We start from the raw sequence: 21,448 nt of genomic DNA on the forward strand, positions 1-21,448 counted from the left end.
TCGTTCCTAATCAAGTATGCACTGCAGAGACGCCTGGCGGTGGTTGGCCATGCGTTGGCAGGGTTGTCTGCTTAATGACAAGTTTGCCCCAAGGTTCACGCCTTCGCTACTTTTTGATTAAGGGTGTTTAACAGTGTTTCAACCTTCTCAAAGCGTTGCTCGGCGGTTTCCATCGCAAATTCAAATCTTAACGTGTCGGAACCGTCCAGTCGGTAGTGCTGCGGGGAGGTCTGGATCAGCGTTACCAGGGTCAATGGGTCGACCTGGGTAGAGCCGTCGAACAGCACTCGGCCCCTGGATTCACCGGCCTCGATGCGGGCAATGCCGAGCTGCTCGGCGCGCTGGCGCAGCCGCGTCTGGCGGATCAGGTTCTTCAGCGGCTGAGGCAGCAGGCCGAAACGATCGATCAGCTCTACCTGCAGCTCTTTGAGCTCGCCATCCGACTGGGTGTTGGCAATGCGCTTGTACATCACCAGGCGCTGCTGCACGTCGTGCAGATAGTCGTCGGGGATCAGCGCGGGCAGGTTCAGGCTGATTTCCACGCCGGTGTTGAAGGGGGCGTCGATGTTGGGCGTCTTGCCTGCCCGAATGGCCTTCACGGCGCGGTCGAGCATCTCCATGTAAAGCGAGTAGCCAATGGTTTCCATCTGGCCGCTCTGTTCGTCGCCCAGCAGCTCCCCGGCGCCGCGAATTTCCATGTCGTGGCTGGCCAGGGTGAAGCCCGCGCCCAGGTCGTCGGAGGCGCTGATGGCTTCCAGGCGTTTGACGGCATCCCGGGTCATTGCCTTCGGCGAAGGCGTGAGCAGATAAGCGTAGGCCTGGTGGTGGCTGCGGCCCACGCGCCCACGCAGCTGGTGCAGCTGGGCCAGGCCGAACTTGTCGGCCCGCTCGATCAGAATGGTGTTGGCGCTCGGCACGTCGATGCCGGTTTCGATGATGGTCGAGCACACCAGTACGTTGAAGCGCCGATGATAAAAGTCGGACATCACGCGTTCCAGGCTACGCTCCGGCAGCTGGCCGTGGGCCACCGCCACTCGCGCTTCCGGCACCAGCTCGCGAATCTGTTCGGCGGCGTTTTCGATGGTCTTGACTTCGTTGTGCAGGAAGTAGACCTGGCCGCCGCGCAGAATTTCCCGCAGCAGGGCCTCCTTGATCACGCTGTCGTCGCGCTGCTGGACGAAGGTTTTGACCGACAGGCGGCGGGCGGGTGGCGTCGCGATGATGGAGAGGTCGCGAATGCCGCTCATCGCCATGTTCAGCGTTCTCGGGATGGGCGTGGCGGTCAGCGTGAGAATGTCGATCTCGGCCCGCAGGGTCTTGAGCTTCTCCTTCTGGGCGACGCCAAAACGGTGCTCCTCATCGATGATCAGTAGCCCCATCTTGGGCAGCTCGACGCTCTTGGACAGCAGCTTGTGGGTGCCGATGACGATATCGGTCTGCCCGCTCTTGATGCTTTCCAGGGTCTGGGTCATCTCTTTGCCGCCGGTAAAGCGCGAGATCAGGCTGATGTTCACCGCCGTGTCGGCAAAGCGGTCACGGAAGTTTTCGAAATGCTGGCGTGCCAGCAGGGTAGTGGGCACCAGGACCACCACCTGCCTGCCCGACTGCACGGCCAGGAACGCTGCGCGCATGGCGACTTCGGTCTTGCCGAAGCCCACGTCGCCGCAGACTACGCGGTCCATGGGCTGGGGCGATACCATGTCGCTGATCACGGCTTCGATGGCGGCCTGTTGGTCGGGAGTCTCCTCGAAGGGGAAGCTGGCCGCGAAGCGCACGTACTCTTCGCCGGGGGCTTCGTAGACCACCCCTTGCTGGGCCTCGCGTCGGGCGTAGATGTCGAGCAGTTCGGCGGCGGTGTCGCGAATCTTCTCGGCGGCCTTGCGGCGGGCCTTCTCCCACTGGTCGGAGCCCAGCTTGTGCAGCGGTGCCAGCTCGTCGTCGGCACCGCTGTAGCGAGAAATCAGGTGCAGGCTGTCCACCGGAACGTACAGCTTGGCCCCGTCGGCATAGGAGAGCGCCAGGAATTCGTTGGCCTGGCCCCCGGCTTCCAGGGTTTCCAGGCCCAGATAGCGGCCCACCCCGTGGGCCTGGTGGACCACCGGCGCGCCCTCGCGGAGTTCCGACAAGTGGCGAACTGCCAGTTCGTTGTCATCGGTGGCTTTCTCGCGGCGGCGGCTCTGTCGTACCACGTCGCCGAACAGCTCGGTTTCGCTGATCACCGCCAGGTCGGGCGTTTCCAGCCACAGGCCGCTGGCCACCAGGCTTTCGGTGATCGCCAGGGGCTGATTGCCTTGCAGGAAGGCGTGGAAGCTCTCCACGTGGGGTAGCGAGAGCTTGAGCGGCGCCAGCACTTCCTCCAGTGCTTCCCGGCGGCCACGAGATTCCGCCACGAACAGCAGGCGCGTATCGGGTTGCGCCGCCATGAAGTTTGCCAGCTCGGCCAGCGGCTGCTTGGCCCGCGCATTGATGGCCAGCGAGGGCAGGGCGCGGGCTTGGGGTGCCAGCGCATGGCGCTGCTGCTCGTCCTCGGTGAACTCCACTCGGGGTCGTGCCTTGATGGCCGCAAACACGTCGCTGACCGGAAAGAACGCACGATGGGGCGGCAGCAGGGGGCGTGTCGGGTCGACGCCCAGATTGACGTAGCGCGCTTCGATGGCCTGCCAGTGCTGTTCGGCGGCAGCGAAGACGCCCGGCAGCAGGGCGATCCGGGTGTCATCTGTCACGTGCTCGAACAGCGACGCGGTTTCGTCGAAGAACAGCGGCAGGTACTGCTCCAGTCCCGGTGAAGGAATGGCCTTCAGGGCGTCGTTGTAGAGCGGGCACTGGCGCGGGTCGACGTCGAACAGGGTCTCGAACTGCTCGCGGAAGCAGGCAATGGCGCTGCGGCTTAGCGAGTACTCGTGGGCGGGCAGCAGTTCGATGCCGTCGATTTTGTCGGTAGAGCGCTGGCTGCCCGGGTCGAAGTGGCGCAGGGTGTCGATCTCGTCATCGAACAGGTCGATACGAATCGGCTCGTCCATGCCCATGGCGAACAGGTCGATGATAGCCCCGCGCATGGCGTATTCGCCCGGCTCGTAGACCGTTTCCACCGCGCGATAGCCCGCCCGTGAAAGCGATTCGCGGAAGGTTTCACGGTCGAGCCTGGCGCCGGACTGCAGGGTCATGACGCGGCCTGCAATGTAAGACACCGGTGGCAAGCGCTGCATCAGCGTATTGATGGGCACCAGCACGATGCCGCGCGCGCCGTCCTGCAGCTGCCTCAGTGTGCGCAGGCGGGCGGAGATAATATCCTGGTGCGGTGAAAAACTGTCGTAAGGCAATGTTTCCCAATCGGGGAACGGCAGCACCGGCACGCTGCTGTAAAAGGCTAGATCCTGCTCCAGGCGCTGGGCGCTGGCGGTATTGGGCGTAATGACCAGCAGCGGTGCGCTGGCCGCCACCTGGGCCAATGCCAGCGCAGTGGCGCTGCCCGGCGGCGCTTTCAGGTAGAGCGTATCGCGTATCCCTTGCGGCTGAGGCGGTTCGAGCAGAGAAAAAGAGGTCATGGAGTCGGCTTCGTTTTGCGCTGGAACGGAACCAGAATCATACACGAACGACACTTTTACGCAGCGCCTTTCGGCCCATGGGCCGGGCGGGGGCGTCATCGCGCGTTGCATCATTGGTGTTTGTAGTCAATGCCCTATTTCTGTAATACCCCTACATCCTGTGCGACTATCCATTCATTGCGGCCACGCCGCTGGCTCCGGATAATGCCCCCTGAAAATCCCCTTCACTACCTATGAGGCCGCCCGTGAGTCAGCAAACTCTCGACAACGTTTTTCAGGATTGGCAGAACAACGAAGCTCTGGCTGAGCAAATGATCCCGCTGGTCGGGAAGCTGTATCGCCAGAACAACGTTGTCGCCACCATGTTCGGACGTTCTCTGATCAAGCGGTCGGTTATTCGGATTCTTAAAGACCATCGTTTCGTGCGCAAGATCGAGGGCACCGAGCTGTCCGTGGAAGACACTTTCCCGATCGTTCAGGCCATGAGCGAGATGAACCTGGGGCCGGCCCACGTCGATGTGGGCAAGCTGGCGGTGATGTTCAAGCGTCAGGGCGGCGGTGACCTGAACGCTTTCCTGCGCGGCGAGCTGAACGACATCATCAATGGCTACCAGCCCGGTGCCAGTACCGGCGAGCCCCAGGACGTGGTGCTTTACGGGTTTGGCCGTATCGGTCGCCTGCTGGCCCGTGTCATGGTCGAAAAAGCCGGTGGCGGCAACCTGCTGCGTTTGCGTGCCATCGTGGTGCGTGGCCGTGGCGACGTGGGCAAGGACCTCGAGAAGCGCGCCAGCCTGCTGCGTCGTGATTCTGTCCATGGGCCCTTCGATGGCACCATCACGGTAGACGCCGAAGCGCGTACGCTGACCATCAACGGTAACGTGGTTCAGGTGATCTACGCCGATTCGCCCAGCGAGATCGACTATACCGCTTACGATATCCATAACGCCGTGGTGGTGGACAACACCGGTATCTGGCGTGACGAAGCGGGCCTGGGCCAGCACCTGGAGTGCAAGGGCGCGGCCAAGGCGCTGCTCACGGCGCCGGGCAAAGGCGATATCAAGAACGTCGTGTTTGGCATCAACCACGAAACCATCGGCGAAAGCGACCGCATCGTGTCGGCGGCGTCGTGCACTACCAACGCTATCGTGCCGGTGTTGAAAGTGCTCAACGATGAGTTCGGTGTGGTAACCGGCCATGTAGAAACCGTGCATGCCTACACCAATGACCAGAACCTGATCGACAACTACCACAAGGGCGACCGTCGCGGACGCAGCGCTGCCCTGAACATGGTATTGACCGAAACCGGTGCGGCCAAGGCCGTCGCCAAGGCGCTGCCCGAGCTGGAAGGCAAGCTGACCGGCAACGCCATCCGCGTGCCCACGCCCAACGTCTCCATGGCGATTCTGAACCTGACCCTGGAGAAGGGCACCGATGCAGTGGCGCTCAACGACTACCTGCGTCGCATGTCCATCGACTCGGCCTACCAGAAACAGATCGACTTCGTCGATTCTGCGGAGGTGGTCTCGTCGGATTTCGTCGGCAATCGTCATGCCGGTATCGTGGACGCCAAGGCGACCATCGCCAACGGCAACCATGCCGTGGTCTACGTTTGGTACGACAACGAATTCGGTTACAGCTGCCAGGTCATCCGCATTCTTCAGCACATGTCCAACGTGCAGTTCCTGAAACTGCCGCGTCAGGCCAGCTGAGCGGTCGGCGAGGGTGTTCGACTAATACAGCATTAGATGAAACACCATGCCTTTCAAGCGCCACCTTCGGGTGGCGTTTTTGTATATAGCACTTTCGGAGGCGGTCAGGGATGTGGTCATTGGCCGCGCTTATCTTTATAATACGATGGATTTTTTCGGGGTGGTCCAAGCTTGCTTGGGCCGGACTGGTAACAATCTGAACAGAAAACAAGAATTCGCTGAGCAGAAATTAAGCAATCGAACCCCTTACCTTCGTATATCCGATCCATCAACTGGGCGAGACTATGATCGAAGTCAAAAAAGGCCTGGATCTCCCCATCACGGGAGCGCCTGAGCAGCGTATTGAAGATGCGCAGCTTGTGCGTCACGTGGCAATCCTGGGCACCGACTACGTTGGCATGAAGCCAACGATGGAAGTTCAGGAAGGGGATAAGGTCAAACTAGGCCAACTGCTCTTCACCGACAAGAAAGTCGACGGCGTGCGCTTCACCGCACCCGCCGCTGGTGAAGTGGTAGCTATCAACCGTGGCGAAAAACGTCGTTTGCTGTCTGTGGTCATTAAAGTCGACGAAAATGAAGAAGCGATGACATTCGCTTCCCATGATCGTGGCACTTTAGGACAGTTGGATCGTCAGACCGTTGTCGACCAACTGGTCGAGTCGGGTCTCTGGACTGCCTTGCGCACCCGTCCCTTCTCGCGCACGCCTGCCATCGACAGCGTTCCTGCCGATATCTTTGTCACCGCCGTGGATACCCATCCGCTCAGCGCTGACCCGGCACTCATCATCAATGAGAACTCCCAGGCATTCGAAGACGGCCTCAAGGTGCTAACCCGCCTGACCGAGGGCAACGTTTTTCTGTGCACGGGTGCCAACGCATCACTGCCCGGCAGCGATGTCAGCGGCGTCAAGACCGAAACCTTTGCCGGGCCGCACCCTGCAGGTCTGGTCGGCACGCACATTCACTACCTGTCGCCTGTCGCGCTGCACAAGAAAGTGTGGCACATCGGTTATCAGGATGTGATCGCGTTCGGCAAACTGTTCGTGGAAGGCAAGCTGGACGTCACCCGCATCGTCGCGGTAGGCGGCCCACGCGCCGAGAAACCTCGTCTGCTGCGCACCCGCGTGGGCGCCAGTACCCAGGAACTCCTGGCAGGCGAAGTGATCCAACCCGAGGACACTCGTGTCATCTCCGGTTCGGTATTTTCAGGCTTTGCCGCCGAGGGCAATATCACCTATCTGGGTCGCTTCCATAATCAGGTCAGCTTGTTGGAAGAGGGTAACAAGCGCACCTTCATGGGATGGCTCTCGCTGGGTGCGAACCGTCACTCCATCATGGGCATCTACCTGTCCAAGTTCAAAGGCCTGAGCAACTACGCGCCAACCACTTCCACCAATGGCTCCGAGCGTGCCATGGTGCCGGTGGGCAACTACGAGCGCGTCATGCCGTTGGATGTCATGCCGACGCAGCTGCTGCGTTCGCTGATTGTGGGCGACATTGAGGTTGCCATGCAGCTCGGGTGTCTGGAGCTGGACGAAGAGGATCTGGCGCTGTGTACCTACGTTTGCCCCGGCAAATACGAGTACGGCCCCATCCTGCGTGACAATCTCACCATGATCGAGAAAGAGGCCTGATGATGGGTATTCGACAAACACTCGATAATCTCGAGCCGCATTTCCACAAGGGTGGCAAGTACGAGAAGTTCTATCCGCTGTACGAAGCGGTAGACACCATCTTCTACTCACCCCCGAGTGTCGCCAAGACCACTGCCCACGTTCGTGACGGCGTCGATCTGAAACGCATCATGATCACCGTGTGGATGTGTACTTTCCCGGCCATGTTCTTCGGTATGTGGAACGCTGGCTGGCAAGCCAACACCGCCATCGAAGCAGGCTATGCTTCCATGGGCGGCTGGCGCGAAGCGATCATGATGACCCTGGCGGGTGGCCATGATCCGGGTAGCCTGTGGGCCAACTTCGTACTCGGTGCCACCTACTTCCTGCCCATCTATCTGGTGACCTTCGCGGTCGGCGGTTTCTGGGAAGTCCTGTTCGCGGTCAAGCGTGGCCACGAAGTCAACGAAGGCTTCTTCGTCACTTCCGTGCTGTTCGCACTGATCCTCCCGGCGACCATCCCGCTCTGGCAGGTGGCCCTGGGTATCACCTTCGGTGTGGTGATCGGCAAGGAAATCTTCGGCGGTACCGGCAAGAACTTCCTGAACCCCGCGTTGACTGGTCGTGCTTTCCTCTACTTTGCTTACCCGGCACAGATTTCCGGCGACGCAGTATGGGTGGCCGCCGATGGTTACACCGGTGCCACGGCACTGTCTCTGGCGTTCCAGGACGGCATGAACGCACTGACCAGCACTTACACCTGGTGGGATGCCTTCATTGGCTACGTACCGGGCTCCGTGGGTGAAGTGTCGACTCTGGCGATCCTGATCGGTGCTGCGGTACTACTGTGGACCAAGATTGCCAACTGGCGCATCATGCTGGGCGTGTTCCTGGGCATGGTGATCACCAGCACGCTGTTCAATCTGATCGGTTCCGACACCAACGCCATGTTCGCGATGCCCTGGTACTGGCATCTGGTGGTGGGTGGTTTCGCCTTCGGTATGGTGTTCATGGCAACCGACCCCGTGTCGGCCGCGATGACCAACCAGGGCCGCCTGCTGTTCGGTGCGCTGATCGGTGTCATGACCGTGCTGATCCGCGTGGTGAACCCGGCCTTCCCGGAAGGCATCATGCTGGCCATCCTGTTTGCCAACCTGTTCGCACCGCTGATTGACCACATGTTCGTCCAGGCCAATGTCAAGCGCCGTCTCAAGCGTACTGGCACACCGGCCGAGGAGACTGCCTAATGGCACAAGGTAACAACTCCATCAAGAAAGTACTGATCGTAGCGTTTTCGCTGTGCATCGTGTGCTCGGTCATCGTTTCGACCGCGGCCGTGGCACTGCGCCCTGCGCAGCAGCTCAATCAGGAACTCGACCGTAAGACCAACATCCTGCGCGTTGCCAATCTCTATGAGAGCGGCATGGACGTAGAAGCCGCTTTCCGTGAGGTAACCCCACGCGTGGTCAACCTCGAAACGGGCGAGTACTCGGATCAGCACGATCCCGAGACCTTCGACGGCTTCGAAGTTCGTCGTGATCCGGCGGCCTCGCGCACCCTGTCAGGTGAGCGTGACCCGGCGGGTCTGTCCAGCGTCGAAAACTACGCCACCGTCTACCTGGTGGGCGACCCGGACAGCCCCGAGCAGATCATTCTGCCCATCCGTGGCCAGGGCCTGTGGGGCCTGATGCGCGGCTTCCTGTCGGTCGAAGGTGACGGTAATACCATCGTCGGTATCACCTACTTCGAGCACAGCGAAACGCCAGGGCTGGGTGCCGAGGTCAACAACCCCCGTTGGCAGGCTCAGTGGGAAGGCAAGCAGATCTTCGACGAAGAGGGTGATCTGGTACCGGCTATCCGTGTCGTGAAGGGTAGCGGTAGCGGTGACTATGAAGTCGACGGCCTGTCGGGTGCCACCCTGACCGCTAACGGTGTTAACAACATGCTGCAGTTCTGGCTGAGCCCGGAAGGCTTCGGTGAATACCTGGCCAAGTTCCGCAGCGGCGTTGACCAGGAAGACGTTCAGGACGCTGACGTCGAACTCGAAGCGGAAGGAGCTTGATCATGGCGGACGTAAATGCAAAAAGCGTCTTGACGGCGCCGGTCTTCAAGAATAACCCGATTGCCCTGCAGATCCTCGGTATCTGTTCTGCGCTGGCGGTGACCACCAGCATGAGCGTATCGCTGGTCATGACCCTGGCGGTAATCTTCGTAACGGCTTTCTCGAACCTGTTCGTATCGCTGATTCGGAACCACATTCCGTCGTCGATTCGTATCATCGTCCAGATGACGATCATCGCCTCGCTGGTTATCGTGGTCGATCAGATTCTGAAAGCCTACGCCTACGAAATGTCCAAGCAGCTGTCGGTCTTCGTCGGTCTGATCATCACCAACTGTATCGTCATGGGACGTGCAGAAGGTTTTGCCATGACCAACTCTCCCGGCATGTCCTTCCTGGACGGTATCGGTAACGGACTGGGCTACGGTTTCGTTCTGATGGTCGTTGGTTTCTTCCGTGAACTGCTGGGTGCGGGCAGCATCTTCGGCTTCACCGTACTGCCCACCGTGCAAAACGGCGGCTGGTACGTGCCGAACGGTCTGCTGCTGCTGCCGCCGTCTGCCTTCTTCATCATCGGTCTGTTGATCTGGGCAATTCGTGCCTACAACCCCGAGCAGGTAGAAGACAACGAGTTCAAGATGACGCACAACACCAAGCCGAAGGAGGCTGTGTAACATGGAACACTATCTAAGCCTTTTCGTTGCTTCGGTTTTCGTCGAGAACCTGGCGCTGGCTTTCTTCCTCGGGATGTGTACCTTCCTGGCGGTTTCCAAGAAGGTCTCGGCGGCATTCGGTCTGGGCATCGCGGTCATCGTGGTACTGACCATTGCCGTACCGGTGAACAACTTGGTATTCAACCTGCTGCTGGCAGAGGGCGCGCTGACCTGGACGGGTATCAGCGGTGCAGAGAACATCGATCTCTCGTTCCTTGGCCTGTTGAGCTACATCGGCGTTATTGCTGCGCTGGTGCAGATCCTGGAGATGTTCCTGGATAAATACGTACCTGCGCTGTACAACGCGCTGGGCGTATTCCTGCCGCTGATCACCGTAAACTGCGCCATTCTTGGTGGTGTACTGTTCATGGTGGAGCGTAACTACAACTTCGGCGAATCCGTCATGTACGGCTTCGGTTCGGGAGTAGGCTGGGCGCTGGCCATTACCGCGCTGGCCGGTATCCGCGAGAAGCTGAAGTATAGCGACGTGCCTGGCGGCCTGCAGGGTCTGGGCATCACGTTCATCACCGTTGGCTTGATGTCACTGGGCTTCATGTCCTTCTCGGGCATCCAGCTGTAATCGGAGCCGGTTTTCTCGGCAGCCCCCGGGCTGCCGAGGTACAGAAAACCTTCAGCAATAGGAAACCGACATGGTTGATACATCTGTCATCTTGCTCGGTGTTGTCATGTTCACGATCATCGTCATCAGCTTGACGGCGATCATTCTGGCAGCGCGAAGCAAGCTAGTGAGTAGCGGGGACGTGACGATCGAAGTCAACGGCGACCCCGAGCACACCCTGAGAACCCAGGCTGGCGGCAAGCTGCTGAACACCCTGGCGGCCAACGGCATCTTCCTGTCGTCTGCCTGTGGTGGCGGTGGTTCTTGCGCCCAGTGCAAATGCCGAGTGGAAGAGGGCGGCGGCTCGATCTTGCCCACCGAAGAATCTCACTTCACCATGCGTGAGAAGAAAGAAGGCTGGCGTCTTTCCTGTCAGGTACCTGTAAAGCAGGACATGAAAGTGGAAGTGCCGGAAGAAGTCTTCGGCGTGAAGAAGTGGGAAACCGAAGTCACCGCCAACCCCAACGTGGCGACCTTCATCAAGGAGCTGAACCTGAAACTGCCTGAAGGTGAAGAAGTGGCCTTCCGTGCGGGTGGTTACGTGCAGCTGGTGGCACCGCCTTACGATATCAAGTTCTCCGATTTCGACATCGAAGAAGAGTATCGTGGCGACTGGGAAAAATTCGGCCTGTTCGATATTACCCACAAGAACAACGAGGAAGTCATCCGCGCCTACTCCATGGCGAACTATCCGGAAGAGAAAGGCCTCCTCAAGTTCAACATCCGTATCGCCACGCCGCCTCCGGGCAGCAGCCATCCGCCTGGCCTGATGTCTACCTACGTCTTCAACCTGAAGCCGGGTGACAAGGTAACGGTCATGGGTCCGTTTGGTGAGTTCTTCGCCAAGGACACCGACGCGGAAATGGTCTTCATCGGTGGTGGTGCCGGTATGGCCCCGATGCGTAGCCATATCTTCGATCAGCTCAAGCGACTGAAGTCGGACCGCAAGATTTCGTTCTGGTACGGTGCGCGCTCCTGGCGCGAGACCTTCTACAACGAAGAGTACGACCAGTTGGCCGAAGAGTTCCCGAACTTCGAGTGGCATCTGGCGCTGTCCGATCCGCAGCCGGAAGACAACTGGGAAGGCCCGACGGGCTTCATCCACAACGTGCTGTACGAAAACTATCTGAAGGACCACCCGGCGCCTGAAGATTGCGAGTACTACATGTGTGGGCCGCCCATGATGAACGCTTCCGTCATCAAGCTGCTGCTTGATATGGGAGTCGAGCCGGAAAACATCCTGCTGGATGACTTCGGCGGCTAAGGTAGCGCAGACGCGCTCCACAACGGGGCTGACCTTCGGGTCAGCCCCGTTGGCGTTTATGCCTGATCATTTTGTGTTGGCTGAGGTACAATAGGGCCAACTTTCAAGGCACTTATTGGCCCAACCGTGGTCGGCAGGTGTGACCATTCAACGATGCTAGCAACACAGCTGGGAGAACATCATGGCAATCTGGCTACTGGTATTTGGCTTCATGGCGCTGGTAATGACCGCAATGGCGGTGGGCGTATTGATGGGACGCAAGCCCATTGCAGGCTCCTGTGGCGGGCTCAACCAGCTCGGTTTGAAAGATGGCTGCGATATCTGCGGCGGCAAGGACGAAGTATGCGAAGAAGAGAACCGCAAGCGTAACAGTGCGCGCCGCCGCAGCGACGAGAGCCGCGGTGCCGACCTGGGCTACGATGCCACGCGTCGCTAAGCTCCCGTTTATTTTCAAGGAGAACGAAACCCTATGGCGGTTCACAATTATGATGTCGTGGTAATCGGTACTGGCCCGGCTGGCGAGAGCGCTGCCATCAATGCAGCCAAACATGGCATGCGGGTGGCCATCATCGAAAAGCAGGCGCAGGTAGGGGGCAACTGTACCCACTGGGGCACGATTCCTTCCAAGGCGTTGCGCCATCAGGTCAAGCAGATCATGGCCTTCAACACCAACCGCATGTTCCGCGACATCGGTGAACCCCGCTGGTTCTCGTTTCCCAAAGTGATGGAGCGCTCTCGCGGCACCATCGACAAACAGGTCGAAATGCGCACCACCTTCTATGCGCGTAACCGCATCGACCTGTTCCATGGCGTTGCCCGCTTCAAGGACGAACACACCGTGGTGGTGCGTGACCGCCAGGAAGGCATGGAAGAGCTGGTGGCCAAGAAGATCGTCATTGCCACGGGCTCCCGGCCTTACCGCCCGGCAGACATCAACTTCCGCCACCCGCGCATCTACTGCTCGGATACCATTCTCAGCCTGTCGCATACGCCGCGCACCCTGGTGATTTTTGGTGCCGGGGTCATCGGCTGTGAATACGCCTCGATCTTTTCCGGCCTGGGCGTCAAGGTGGACTTGATCAACAACCGCGATAGCCTGCTGTCGTTCCTGGACGACGAGATCAGCGATGCGCTGTCGTATCATCTGCGCAAGCACGGCGTGCTGATTCGTCACAACGAAGAGTACGCCAGTGTCGAAGGCGATGAAGCCGGCGTAGTGGTGCGCCTCAAATCCGGCAAGAAAATCCGCGCCGATGCCTTCCTGTGGGCCAACGGCCGCACCGGCAACACCGACAGCCTGGGGCTCGAGAACATCGGCCTGGAGGCCAATGGTCGCGGCCAGCTGAGCGTGGATGAACACTACCGCACGGGGATTCCGCATATCTATGCCGCTGGCGACGTGATTGGTTGGCCAAGCCTGGCCAGTGCCGCCTACGATCAGGGGCTCAACTCGTGCAACGAGCTGCTGGAGAAGGAGTACCGTTTCGTCAGCGACGTGCCGACCGGTATCTATACCATTCCCGAAATCAGCTCCTTTGGCCCCAACGAGCGCGAGCTGACCGAAGCGAAAGTGCCTTACGAAGTCGGCAAGGCGTTTTTCAAGGATACCGCCCGTGCCCAGATCACCGGCGATACGGTCGGCATGCTGAAGATCCTGTTCCACCAGGACACCCTGGAAATTCTCGGCATCCACTGCTTTGGCGACCAGGCATCGGAGATCCTGCACATCGGCATGGCCATCATGCAGCAGGAGGGCAAGGCCAATACGCTCAAGTACTTCGTCAACACCACCTTCAATTACCCCACCATGGCAGAAGCCTACCGAGTGGCGGCGCAAAATGGTCTGAACCGGGTGTTCTAAGCGGTCAGGACGGGCCTTTCTGAAAAGGGTGGCCCCACCGATCAGCTTCGGTGGGAGGTCGCTTTAGCGGGCGAATGGCGCCGTCAGGCGCCCTGGCCAGGCCCCCATCGCGAGCTGAAGCTCCCTCCCACGACTCTTTACTCCTGCGACGCTTTCCTACGAGTTACCTTCAAGGCTTTACCCACTATCGTCGGCCTAACGGCTCTTCGGGGCGACGCTATAGCGTTTCCAAAAGCTGTCTAGCCCGGGGCTGCCATTCGCCTTCAAGGGAAGCGGCTTGGGTAAGCGATGCTCTGGCGTCTGCAAGGCGCGCTTGCTGAAACTGCAGGATGGCCAGGTTGAGCCACGCAGCACCCATCTCCGGGTCGAGGCTCGTGGCCGTCTCGAAGGCGGCCAGGGCGGCTTCGGGCTGGCCATCGGCATACAGCGCATTGCCCAGCGCAAATTGCCCTGTAGGGTTTTGCGGGAAGCGTTCACTGAATGCTTGCCAACTGCTCAGCGTTTTCTCTGATCCGTGCTGCTCTTCAAAGGCGCTAATGGCCTCTAACGCATTGCGCGCCGTGACACCTTCGGGCAGCGTGCCCGGCTGGCTGATCACGAACCCCCAGCGCTGGCTGCGCGCCCAGGTGGCATCGAAGCGGCTGAACGACAGGCGATGGCGCTCGATCTCGCCGCTACGCAGCAACAGCGTTTCATCGGGCAGGTCGTAGCCAATGGCCACCGCGTAGTGCCACATGGGGAAGGCGGGCAGCGCCAGGTTCTGCATGACCACCACCGGGTCACCCGCCGCCAGGTGGCCCAGCAGGGCATCCATGGTGGCGCGAATGGGGATCGCCAGCCGTTCCTGGCGCCGCACCGTGGCCAGCATTTCCGGTTGCACGCTGCCATCCCGCCCCGGAATGAACACCTGGGGGATCAGCTCATCGACGCTGGTGTCCACCCCTTCATGGGTCAGTACCATGGCCAGGGTGGCGGGGCCACACTGGTACTCGGTCTGGGCGAAGAACGGCACGTCTTGCAGCTCTGTTTGCGGCGGCAGGTCGCGCTGGGTGCTTTCCAGCAGCACGGGGGCGCGGGCACAGCCACCGAGCAGCAGTACCAACGCTAAAACGCCCGCAGTGCGGGCGTTGAACAAGCGGTGGAGCAGGCCGAGACGCTTAGCGGGTAAACGGATAGACATCGGTCAACCCGAGAATGTCGGTGATCAGCAGAATGATGAAGACCGCAAACAGGGCTCCGATCACGCCCGCACCGGCCGGCAGTTCTTCCAGCTGTTGGGCCATCTGTTGCGCTTCTGCATCACTCAGCGCCGCCACACGGGCTTCCACATCGGCGGGGTTCACACCCTGCTTTAGCAGTTGATCCTGCACATCGGCACGGGCGAGGATTTCATTGATACGCTCGCGGTCCGCACCGGCACGGTCGCCTGCTAAAACAGACTGCGTCGATACCAGATCCATGCCTTGAGGAGCGGTGGGTGCCGCCACGACGGGCAGGCTGGCCAGCACTAACGCAGCAATCAAAAGGGTCGAGAGGTAAGCACGCACTGTTTTCATCGTCTTCTTCCTTAGACTGGTCGGGGAGCAAGCGTTTTTAGCGCTTGAATCAATAGTATAGAAACAAACGTCAAGAGATTTAAGACAAAATGGAAAAGTGCTAATTATTTGCACTAATCCGGTAGGTCCAGGGGGTTTCGGAGAGAATGCCCCGGGCGCCTGCCATGCTCATGGCCAGGTCGTGAAGCCCGGCCCAAAGCGGCACCGGCGATGCTCCTTTCACGGCCAAATCCAGCCGCTGGGCCATCAGCAACAGCTTGTGCAGCCGCTTCATGGGCAGCCGCTGGATGGCTTTCTGGTACGCCGGGCGGCGCTTGTCGAAAATCATCGGCTTCTGGCTTTTGCAGGCGTGCTCGAAGCTTTGCCCTTGATCCAGATGCTGATGCAGCGAGAGCAGGGTGCGCAGCTCGCGGGTCAGTGCCCACAGCACGATAGGCGCTTCCACGCCTTCGCTTTTCAGGCCATTGACGATGCGCGAGGCACGGCTGGGCTCCCCCTTCAGGCAGGCATCCGCCAGGTTGAAGACATCGAAACGCGAGCTGTCTTCCACGCCCTGGGCGATGCTTTCGACCCCCAGGCGGGCCTGGGGCGGGTGCATCAGCGCCAGTTTCTGCAGCTCCTGGTCGGCGGCCAGCAGGTTGCCTTCGGTGCGTTCGCCCAGCAGCCTGGCGGCGTCCAGGTCGAGCTGCAGGCCATGCAGGGCCGCCCGGTCACGCAGCCAGTAGCCCAGCCGCGAGGCATCGACCGGCCAGACCGGCACGAACAGACCGTGCTTGTCCAGCGCCTTGAACCAGGCCGACTTCTGCTGCTTGGCATCGACCTTGCCCATGCTGATCAACAGCAGGTCATCGCTGCCTTCCATCAGTTCGGCGTACTGGGCCAGCGCCTTGCTGCCATCCTGCCCCAGCTTGTGGTTGCCCAGGCGCAGCTCCAGCAGCTTGTTGGATGCGAACAGCGACAGATTGCTGGCCGTTTCCAGCAGCCGCCCCCAGGCAAAGTTGGGCTCCACATCGAGCACTTCGCGCTCTTCGATACCGGCCTGGCGCGCCGCTGCACGTACCGCATCGCAGGCGTCGCGATGCTGCAACGGCTCGTCTCCCGCCACGATCACTGCCTTGGGCAGCTTCTTGGCCAGGGCCGCAGGCAGCTGGTCGGCAAATACCTTCACCGCAGCGCCTCGAGGTTGGCCAACCGCTCGACGATGCGCTGAGCCAGCTGGCGAGTCAGGGTCTGCTCGGCTTCCTGGAACAGCGTCTCGCGGTTCAGCAGGTCGTCATCGCTGACGCGAATCCGCGTGCTGGTACTCAGCGTGGCGTTGTTCAGGGCGTAGGCATTGGTTTCCCGCTGCTGCACCGACAGCGACGTGCTCAGCGTCAGCTCATGCTCACGGCTGGCACGACCATCGGTCCCGATGCGCCGCTCCTGAAGCGAAGGGGTGCCCAGAGTGACGCGCCAGGGCGCGCCGTTTTCCACCTCGGTGCCCAGCTGCTGCAGGCGGGTGCGCAGCTGTTGGGCGAGGGTGCTGTTGGCATCCCCCTCCAGGGTCAGCGGCGGCAGGTTGGGCATGGAGTCGGTGCCGCGCAGGCGGAACCCGCAGCCGCCCAGCAGCGCCACCGCACAGGCGGCGCTGCCAAGGGTCAGGAAATGACGTCGATTCATCCGCTCACCACGATGTTGACCAGCTTGCCCGGCACCACGATCACTTTACGGACCGTCTTGCCTTCCAGATGGCGCTGGACGTTGTCGCTCTCCATCGCCAGTTTCTCGATGGCGGCTTTGTCGGCGCTGGCCGGGGCTTCCAGGCGAGCGCGCAGTTTCCCGTTCACCTGTACTACCAGCTCGATGCTGTCGCGGGTGAGGGCGGCTTCATCCACCGCTGGCCACGGCGCTTCGATGGCAGGCTGGGTGTGGCCCAGCTGCTGCCACAACGTGTGGCACAGGTGCGGGGTGATCGGGGCCAGCAGCAGTACGCAGGCTTCCAGCGCTTCACGGCTCACTGCCAGGCCCAGCTCAGAGCTGTCGTCGAACTTGGCAACCGCGTTGGAAAGCTCCATCACGGCGGCAATGGCAGTGTTGAAGGTGGTGCGGCGGCCAATGTCGTCGCTGGCTTTCTTGATGGTCTCGTGGGTCTTGCGACGCAGCGCTTTCTGGTCGTCGTTCAGCGCGTCCACGTTCAAGGTGCCGGGGGTGCCCGCCGCCAGATGCTCGGTAACCTGACGCCAGATCCGCTTCAGGAAGCGGTGCGCGCCTTCCACGCCGGAATCCGACCACTCCAGCGACTGCTCGGGCGGGGCGGCAAACATCATGAACAGGCGCACGGTGTCGGCCCCGAACTTGTCGATCATCGACTGAGGATCGACGCCGTTGTTCTTCGACTTGGACATCTTCTCGATGCCGCCCATCTCCACCGGCTGGCCGTCGCTCATCAGCACGGCGCTCAGCGGGCGGCCTTTCTCGTCGCGCTGCACTTCCACATCGGCAGGGTTGAACCACTCTTTGCCGCCGTTATCCTTGATGCGGTAGAAGGTTTCGGCGATCACCATGCCCTGGGTAAGCAGCTGCTGGAACGGCTCGTCGGAATCGACCATGCCGAAATCGCGCAGTAGCTTGTGGAAGAAGCGGGCGTAGAGCAGGTGCAGAATGGCGTGCTCGATGCCGCCAATGTAGAGATCCACCGGCAGCCAGTAGTTGGCGCGCTCGTCCAGCATGGCCTCGTGGTTATCCGCACAGCAGAAGCGGGCGAAGTACCAGGAAGACTCCATGAAGGTGTCGAAGGTGTCGGTTTCACGCACCCAGCCGTCGCCCAGCTCGGAGAACTCGGGCATCTTCTTCAGCGGCGAGCCGGAGGCATCCACGGTGACTTCCATGGGCAGGGCCACCGGCAGCTCATCATCGGAGAGCGGCACGGTCTGGCCTTCCGGGCCGTACTTCACCGGAATCGGCGCGCCCCAGTAGCGCTGGCGGGCAATGCCCCAGTCGCGCAGGCGGTAGTTGGTTTTCACCTCGCCACGGCCCCGCTCGGCCAGTTTCGCGGCAATGGCATCGAACGCCGCCTGGAATTCCAGGCCGTCGAACTCGCCGGAATTGATCAGCGTGCCGTGCTCGGTGTAAGCGCCTTCGGAGATGTCCGGCGTGTTGCCGTGCTCGTCGGCGACCACCGGCTTCAGCTCGACGCCGTACTTGGTGGCAAACTCCCAGTCGCGCTGGTCGTGGGCGGGAACGGCCATCACCGCGCCGGTGCCGAACTCCATGAGCACGAAGTTGGCCACGAACACGGGCACTTCTTCACCGCTCAGCGGGTGGATGGCCTTGTGGCCGGTGGCCATGCCCAGCTTCTCCTTGGTGGCCATTTCCGCCTCGGAAGTGCCGCCCTTGGCGCACTCTTCACAGAACGCAGCCATCTCACTGCTCTGCTCGGCGGCCTGCTTGGCCAGCGGATGGCCAGCGGCCACGGCCACGTAGGTCACGCCCATCAGCGTGTCCGGGCGGGTGGTGTACACCGCCAGCGGCTCGCAGGCGCTGCCATCGGCGGCTTTGATATCGAAGCTCAGCTCGACGCCACGGGATTTGCCGATCCAGTTGCGCTGCATGGTCTTGACCTGCTCGGGCCACTCGACGTTATCCAGATCCGCCAGCAGTTCATCGGCGTAATCGGTGATCTTCAGGAACCACAGCGGGATCTCCTTGCGCTCTACCGGCGCACCGGAACGCCAGCCGCAACCGTCGATGACCTGCTCGTTGGCCAGCACGGTCTGATCGACCGGGTCCCAGTTCACCGTGGACATCTTCTTGTAGACCAGCCCTTTCTCCACCAGCTTGGTGAAGAACCACTGCTCCCAGCGGTAGTAGCTGGTATCGCAGGTGGCGAATTCACGGCTCCAGTCGTAGGCAAACCCCAGTGCCTTCAACTGATTACGCATGTAATCGATGTTCTGGTAGGTCCACTTGGCGGGCGGCACCTGATTCTGGATGGCGGCATTTTCCGCCGGCATGCCGAAGGCATCCCACCCCATGGGCTGCATGACATTTTTGCCCTGCATGCGCTGGAAACGTGAGACAACGTCGCCGATAGTGTAATTACGCACGTGGCCCATGTGCAGCTTGCCGCTGGGGTAGGGGAACATGGATAGGCAGTAGAACTTCTCGCGGTTGGCGTCTTCTACGGCTTTGAAGCACTGGTGCTTTTCCCAGTACTGCTGAGCATCACGTTCGATATCACGGGGGCTGTAGTGTGCGTCCATCGGTGTTTTCAATGCCTTGGGGTCATTCGCCCAAAAAAAGGGCGCAAAGTGAATAGTGGATGACGACTGTCAGATAAGTAACGTCGATTGTATCCTATGCCGGTGTATCCTTGAACGGCTAGCCGATGATAGGCAGCACCTGTGGCAACAAAAGGAGAGGACCCATGGAAAAACATAACGATCATCGCCTTCGCGAAGGCTACGAGCGCCTGCTGGAACGCATGCAGGATGGCGCTAACGAACTCACCTGGGAAAACCTGCAAAAGGATTTGGACGACGCCGTTGCCTTTGAAGCCGAACTGGAAGAGTACACCAAGGACGAGCTGGCCCTGCTGCGCGCCTGGGTAGAGCGCGACCTGAAAGACATGCGCTACTACATGGCCGATACCGGCAAGCAGGTGGCCAGCTGGCTGGGCATCGACCTGGACCGACTCTCCCGCCGCGTGGCAGAGTCGCTGCTTTCCATTGCCGACCGCAGCATCGTCGAGCGGGAGCGCTTCGAAGACGACCTGGAAGCCGCCCGTGCCGACTACTGCGAAGGCGAAATCGCCGCCCCCGGCCTGATGGCCTGCACCCACTGCGACGCCCAGGTGATGCTCAACGAAGTCGCCCGGCTGGAGCCCTGCCACCAGTGCGGCCACCGCTACTTCTACCGCTTCCCCAACAAGATCATCGAAACCTGAGCCGCCTTACAGGCCCAACCAGGCGCTCAAGCCTGCTATCGCGCCCAGCGACAGCAGGCTCATGAGCGCCGCATAGGGCAGGTTGTTCTTCATCATCTGGTAGCCGCTGACCCCATAACGTCCCTGTAACGAGAGGTTGATACCGGAAAGCGGCCCCACGCTGGTACCCACCGCCCAGGCGCTCAGCCCCACGAAGGCAAACAGGGTTTGCTCCGCACCGCTGAGGTTGAGCACCGAGGCCAGCACCGACACCCCAATGATCGGGTGCAGCCCCACCAGCGCGCTCAGGGCAATGGCTGCGAAGCTGGCCATGGCCTGGGGCGCACCAAACCGCGCAAACAGCGTCCACGCATCGCCTGCCGCTGCGGCCACCAGCGTGGAAAGCCCCACGGTCAGCAAGCCCGCCGCCAGAAACAGCGAAATCTCCCCACGCATGGCCGGTAACCGCGTGACGGCGTGCTGACGCAAACGGCGTAGGGTAAAGCGCGGCCCCGCAGGCAGGTTGCTCAGCAGCGCCACGCCGGGAATCAGGAAGGTAATGATGCTGACGATGCTCAGCGCAGGCGTCAGCCAAACATGGAACAGCATGACCAGCGCCGCCATGCCCGCAGGCATGAACAGGCTACGCGGCGACAGCGAAAAGCCATCCACCTCGCGCAAATCGAACCGCCGCCGTAGCTCCCAGGTGGTAAACAGCCCCGCCAGCATGGCCAGCGGAAACCCCACCACGGCAATCTGCGCGTACTGCACCTCTGGCGCCAGGGCGATGACCACCGCCATGGAGGCAAAAAACGGCGACCACAGTGCCGCGCTGCTCAACCCCCGGTTCAACGCCAACAGCTGCGGCGTGGTCAACGGCCCGCGCCGGGCCAGCCGGTCGCCCACCATCAGCACCGTGGAAAGGTTCAGAATGGTGCCCAGAAAATGCACCCCCAGCCAGGTACGCAGCACGCCCGCCGCCCCCGTCAACCGCCTGCCCGGCGCACGCTTGTTGCCCTGAGTGCCGATCAGGGAAATAAAGCTCACCCCCACCAGCATGGTGGCCACGAACACATTGCCCTGAAGCATGGCAGGCCAATTCACCGCCGCGCCATACACCGTGTGCGCCCCCACCAGCATCGCCGCCCCCAACGCGCTCAACACCCCCGCCTGACGCCGCGAACGCCGAGGAATATCCCGCCACAGCAACGCCACCGCCGCCCATAGCAGATAGCTCACCCCCTGCGCCGCCGCAAAAGCCCCGGTAAAGCCCACCACCTGCACCAACAGCCCCAGCAACAACAACCCACCCGCCACCCGCTGCCGCCTCGTCGTCTCTTGCATCGCACACCCTTACTGGTTGAGTTAGCAGGCTAAGCTGCTTTGCAAAAGAAGGCCAGCAGTAGAGCGAGGGGAGAGGTAAGGTAGCAAATGCAGGGGATGCACCATGTGAGAGATGAAAGATGTTGGGAAAGGGGAAAGGGGAAAGGGGAAAGGGGAAATGTAGTGGTCAACTAATTCCGGACAGTAATTTAAGGTTTTCCTCAGCCACCACGGGAGGCAGGCCGTCGTTAAACGAGTGAGGGCGCTGCTGGTTGTAGTACCC

Annotated in this window: 17 protein-coding genes; 10 read left to right on the forward strand and 7 right to left on the reverse strand. The window is 60.9% G+C overall.

From position 1 onward, the window contains the following. Window positions 1-95 precede the first annotated feature (95 nt). On the reverse strand, window positions 96-3,545 hold the full coding sequence (mfd, locus tag IE061_RS13420; RefSeq protein ID WP_193461832.1) for a transcription-repair coupling factor: 3,450 nt from the start codon (window positions 3,543-3,545) through the stop codon (window positions 96-98). A 245-nt stretch (window positions 3,546-3,790) separates the two neighbouring features. Between mfd and IE061_RS13425 the strand changes: the two genes are divergently transcribed. The 9 genes from IE061_RS13425 to sthA all read left to right on the forward strand — a co-directional run bounded on the left by IE061_RS13425 (window position 3,791) and on the right by sthA (window position 13,383). Next, on the forward strand, window positions 3,791-5,254 hold the full coding sequence (locus tag IE061_RS13425) for a glyceraldehyde-3-phosphate dehydrogenase (RefSeq protein ID WP_193461833.1): 1,464 nt from the start codon (window positions 3,791-3,793) through the stop codon (window positions 5,252-5,254). Between the two features lie 284 nt (window positions 5,255-5,538). Then, entirely contained in the window at window positions 5,539-6,888 is a 1,350-nt protein-coding gene (locus tag IE061_RS13430; protein WP_144983153.1) for a Na(+)-translocating NADH-quinone reductase subunit A, read from the forward strand. Then, on the forward strand, window positions 6,888-8,114 hold the full coding sequence (locus IE061_RS13435) for an NADH:ubiquinone reductase (Na(+)-transporting) subunit B (RefSeq protein WP_039179803.1): 1,227 nt from the start codon (window positions 6,888-6,890) through the stop codon (window positions 8,112-8,114). The genes IE061_RS13430 and IE061_RS13435 overlap by 1 nt, the downstream gene beginning before the upstream one ends. Further along, window positions 8,114-8,929 (forward strand): Na(+)-translocating NADH-quinone reductase subunit C, encoded by an 816-nt coding sequence (locus tag IE061_RS13440; protein ID WP_039179806.1) that lies wholly within the window; start codon window positions 8,114-8,116, stop codon window positions 8,927-8,929. Before IE061_RS13435 ends, IE061_RS13440 begins: the two co-directional genes overlap by 1 nt. 2 nt (window positions 8,930-8,931) lie before the next feature. Next, window positions 8,932-9,600 carry an NADH:ubiquinone reductase (Na(+)-transporting) subunit D gene (locus IE061_RS13445; protein ID WP_189463558.1) on the forward strand — a complete coding sequence of 223 codons (669 nt, stop codon included), beginning with the start codon at window positions 8,932-8,934 and terminating at the stop codon, window positions 9,598-9,600. 1 nt (window position 9,601) lies between these two features. Further along, window positions 9,602-10,219: an NADH:ubiquinone reductase (Na(+)-transporting) subunit E gene (gene nqrE / locus IE061_RS13450; RefSeq protein ID WP_039179812.1), complete on the forward strand. Its 618-nt coding sequence runs from the start codon at window positions 9,602-9,604 to the stop codon at window positions 10,217-10,219. A 70-nt stretch (window positions 10,220-10,289) separates the two neighbouring features. Further along, entirely contained in the window at window positions 10,290-11,522 is a 1,233-nt protein-coding gene (gene nqrF, locus IE061_RS13455; protein ID WP_096922836.1) for an NADH:ubiquinone reductase (Na(+)-transporting) subunit F, read from the forward strand. 181 nt (window positions 11,523-11,703) lie between these two features. Next, window positions 11,704-11,958 (forward strand): (Na+)-NQR maturation NqrM, encoded by a 255-nt coding sequence (gene nqrM / locus IE061_RS13460; protein WP_039179819.1) that lies wholly within the window; start codon window positions 11,704-11,706, stop codon window positions 11,956-11,958. A 33-nt stretch (window positions 11,959-11,991) separates the two neighbouring features. Then, window positions 11,992-13,383 carry a Si-specific NAD(P)(+) transhydrogenase gene (sthA, locus tag IE061_RS13465; protein WP_016914076.1) on the forward strand — a complete coding sequence of 464 codons (1,392 nt, stop codon included), beginning with the start codon at window positions 11,992-11,994 and terminating at the stop codon, window positions 13,381-13,383. A 217-nt stretch (window positions 13,384-13,600) separates the two neighbouring features. Here sthA and IE061_RS13470 read toward each other — a convergent pair whose 3' ends face one another. The 5 genes from IE061_RS13470 to leuS all read right to left on the reverse strand — a co-directional run bounded on the left by IE061_RS13470 (window position 13,601) and on the right by leuS (window position 19,180). Further along, window positions 13,601-14,563, reverse strand: a complete 963-nt coding sequence (locus IE061_RS13470) for a PA2778 family cysteine peptidase (protein WP_193461834.1) — start codon at window positions 14,561-14,563, stop codon at window positions 13,601-13,603. Then, entirely contained in the window at window positions 14,541-14,939 is a 399-nt protein-coding gene (locus IE061_RS13475; RefSeq protein ID WP_039179822.1) for a PA2779 family protein, read from the reverse strand. Before IE061_RS13475 ends, IE061_RS13470 begins: the two co-directional genes overlap by 23 nt. A 100-nt stretch (window positions 14,940-15,039) precedes the next feature. Then, the gene (gene holA, locus IE061_RS13480) at window positions 15,040-16,107 is read right to left on the reverse strand and encodes a DNA polymerase III subunit delta (RefSeq protein ID WP_039179825.1); all 1,068 of its coding nucleotides are present in this window, start codon (window positions 16,105-16,107) and stop codon (window positions 15,040-15,042) included. Beyond that, complete coding sequence (locus IE061_RS13485) at window positions 16,104-16,598, reverse strand: LPS-assembly lipoprotein LptE (protein WP_193461835.1); 495 nt, start codon at window positions 16,596-16,598, stop codon at window positions 16,104-16,106. Before IE061_RS13485 ends, holA begins: the two co-directional genes overlap by 4 nt. After that, window positions 16,595-19,180 (reverse strand): leucine--tRNA ligase, encoded by a 2,586-nt coding sequence (leuS, locus tag IE061_RS13490; protein ID WP_039179831.1) that lies wholly within the window; start codon window positions 19,178-19,180, stop codon window positions 16,595-16,597. Before leuS ends, IE061_RS13485 begins: the two co-directional genes overlap by 4 nt. 164 nt (window positions 19,181-19,344) lie before the next feature. On the opposite strand from leuS, the gene IE061_RS13495 reads away from it, so the two are divergent. Beyond that, the gene (locus IE061_RS13495; RefSeq protein ID WP_039179834.1) at window positions 19,345-19,863 is read left to right on the forward strand and encodes a zinc ribbon-containing protein; all 519 of its coding nucleotides are present in this window, start codon (window positions 19,345-19,347) and stop codon (window positions 19,861-19,863) included. Window positions 19,864-19,869: 6 nt separating this feature from the next. Here the strand turns inward: IE061_RS13495 and IE061_RS13500 are convergent, their stop codons facing one another. Further along, the gene (locus IE061_RS13500) at window positions 19,870-21,186 is read right to left on the reverse strand and encodes a hypothetical protein (protein ID WP_193461836.1); all 1,317 of its coding nucleotides are present in this window, start codon (window positions 21,184-21,186) and stop codon (window positions 19,870-19,872) included. Between the last annotated feature and the right edge of the window lie 262 nt (window positions 21,187-21,448).

Source organism: Vreelandella hamiltonii, assembly GCF_014651795.1.
Taxonomy (GTDB): Bacteria; Pseudomonadota; Gammaproteobacteria; order Pseudomonadales; family Halomonadaceae; genus Vreelandella; species Vreelandella hamiltonii.

What these genes read in the sequence shown, in the direction of transcription:
- IE061_RS13485 (WP_193461835.1), bottom strand. Translation starts at nt 16,598, where the DNA reads ATGAATCGACGTCATTTCCTGACCCTTGGCAGCGCCGCCTGTGCGGTG.
- IE061_RS13500 (WP_193461836.1), bottom strand. Translation starts at nt 21,186, where the DNA reads ATGCAAGAGACGACGAGGCGGCAGCGGGTGGCGGGTGGGTTGTTGTTG.
- leuS (WP_039179831.1), bottom strand. Translation starts at nt 19,180, where the DNA reads ATGGACGCACACTACAGCCCCCGTGATATCGAACGTGATGCTCAGCAG.
- IE061_RS13475 (WP_039179822.1), bottom strand. Translation starts at nt 14,939, where the DNA reads ATGAAAACAGTGCGTGCTTACCTCTCGACCCTTTTGATTGCTGCGTTA.
- IE061_RS13430 (WP_144983153.1), top strand. Translation starts at nt 5,539, where the DNA reads ATGATCGAAGTCAAAAAAGGCCTGGATCTCCCCATCACGGGAGCGCCT.
- IE061_RS13470 (WP_193461834.1), bottom strand. Translation starts at nt 14,563, where the DNA reads ATGTCTATCCGTTTACCCGCTAAGCGTCTCGGCCTGCTCCACCGCTTG.
- nqrF (WP_096922836.1), top strand. Translation starts at nt 10,290, where the DNA reads ATGGTTGATACATCTGTCATCTTGCTCGGTGTTGTCATGTTCACGATC.
- nqrM (WP_039179819.1), top strand. Translation starts at nt 11,704, where the DNA reads ATGGCAATCTGGCTACTGGTATTTGGCTTCATGGCGCTGGTAATGACC.
- IE061_RS13435 (WP_039179803.1), top strand. Translation starts at nt 6,888, where the DNA reads ATGATGGGTATTCGACAAACACTCGATAATCTCGAGCCGCATTTCCAC.
- mfd (WP_193461832.1), bottom strand. Translation starts at nt 3,545, where the DNA reads ATGACCTCTTTTTCTCTGCTCGAACCGCCTCAGCCGCAAGGGATACGC.
- nqrE (WP_039179812.1), top strand. Translation starts at nt 9,602, where the DNA reads ATGGAACACTATCTAAGCCTTTTCGTTGCTTCGGTTTTCGTCGAGAAC.
- sthA (WP_016914076.1), top strand. Translation starts at nt 11,992, where the DNA reads ATGGCGGTTCACAATTATGATGTCGTGGTAATCGGTACTGGCCCGGCT.
- IE061_RS13440 (WP_039179806.1), top strand. Translation starts at nt 8,114, where the DNA reads ATGGCACAAGGTAACAACTCCATCAAGAAAGTACTGATCGTAGCGTTT.
- IE061_RS13445 (WP_189463558.1), top strand. Translation starts at nt 8,932, where the DNA reads ATGGCGGACGTAAATGCAAAAAGCGTCTTGACGGCGCCGGTCTTCAAG.
- IE061_RS13495 (WP_039179834.1), top strand. Translation starts at nt 19,345, where the DNA reads ATGGAAAAACATAACGATCATCGCCTTCGCGAAGGCTACGAGCGCCTG.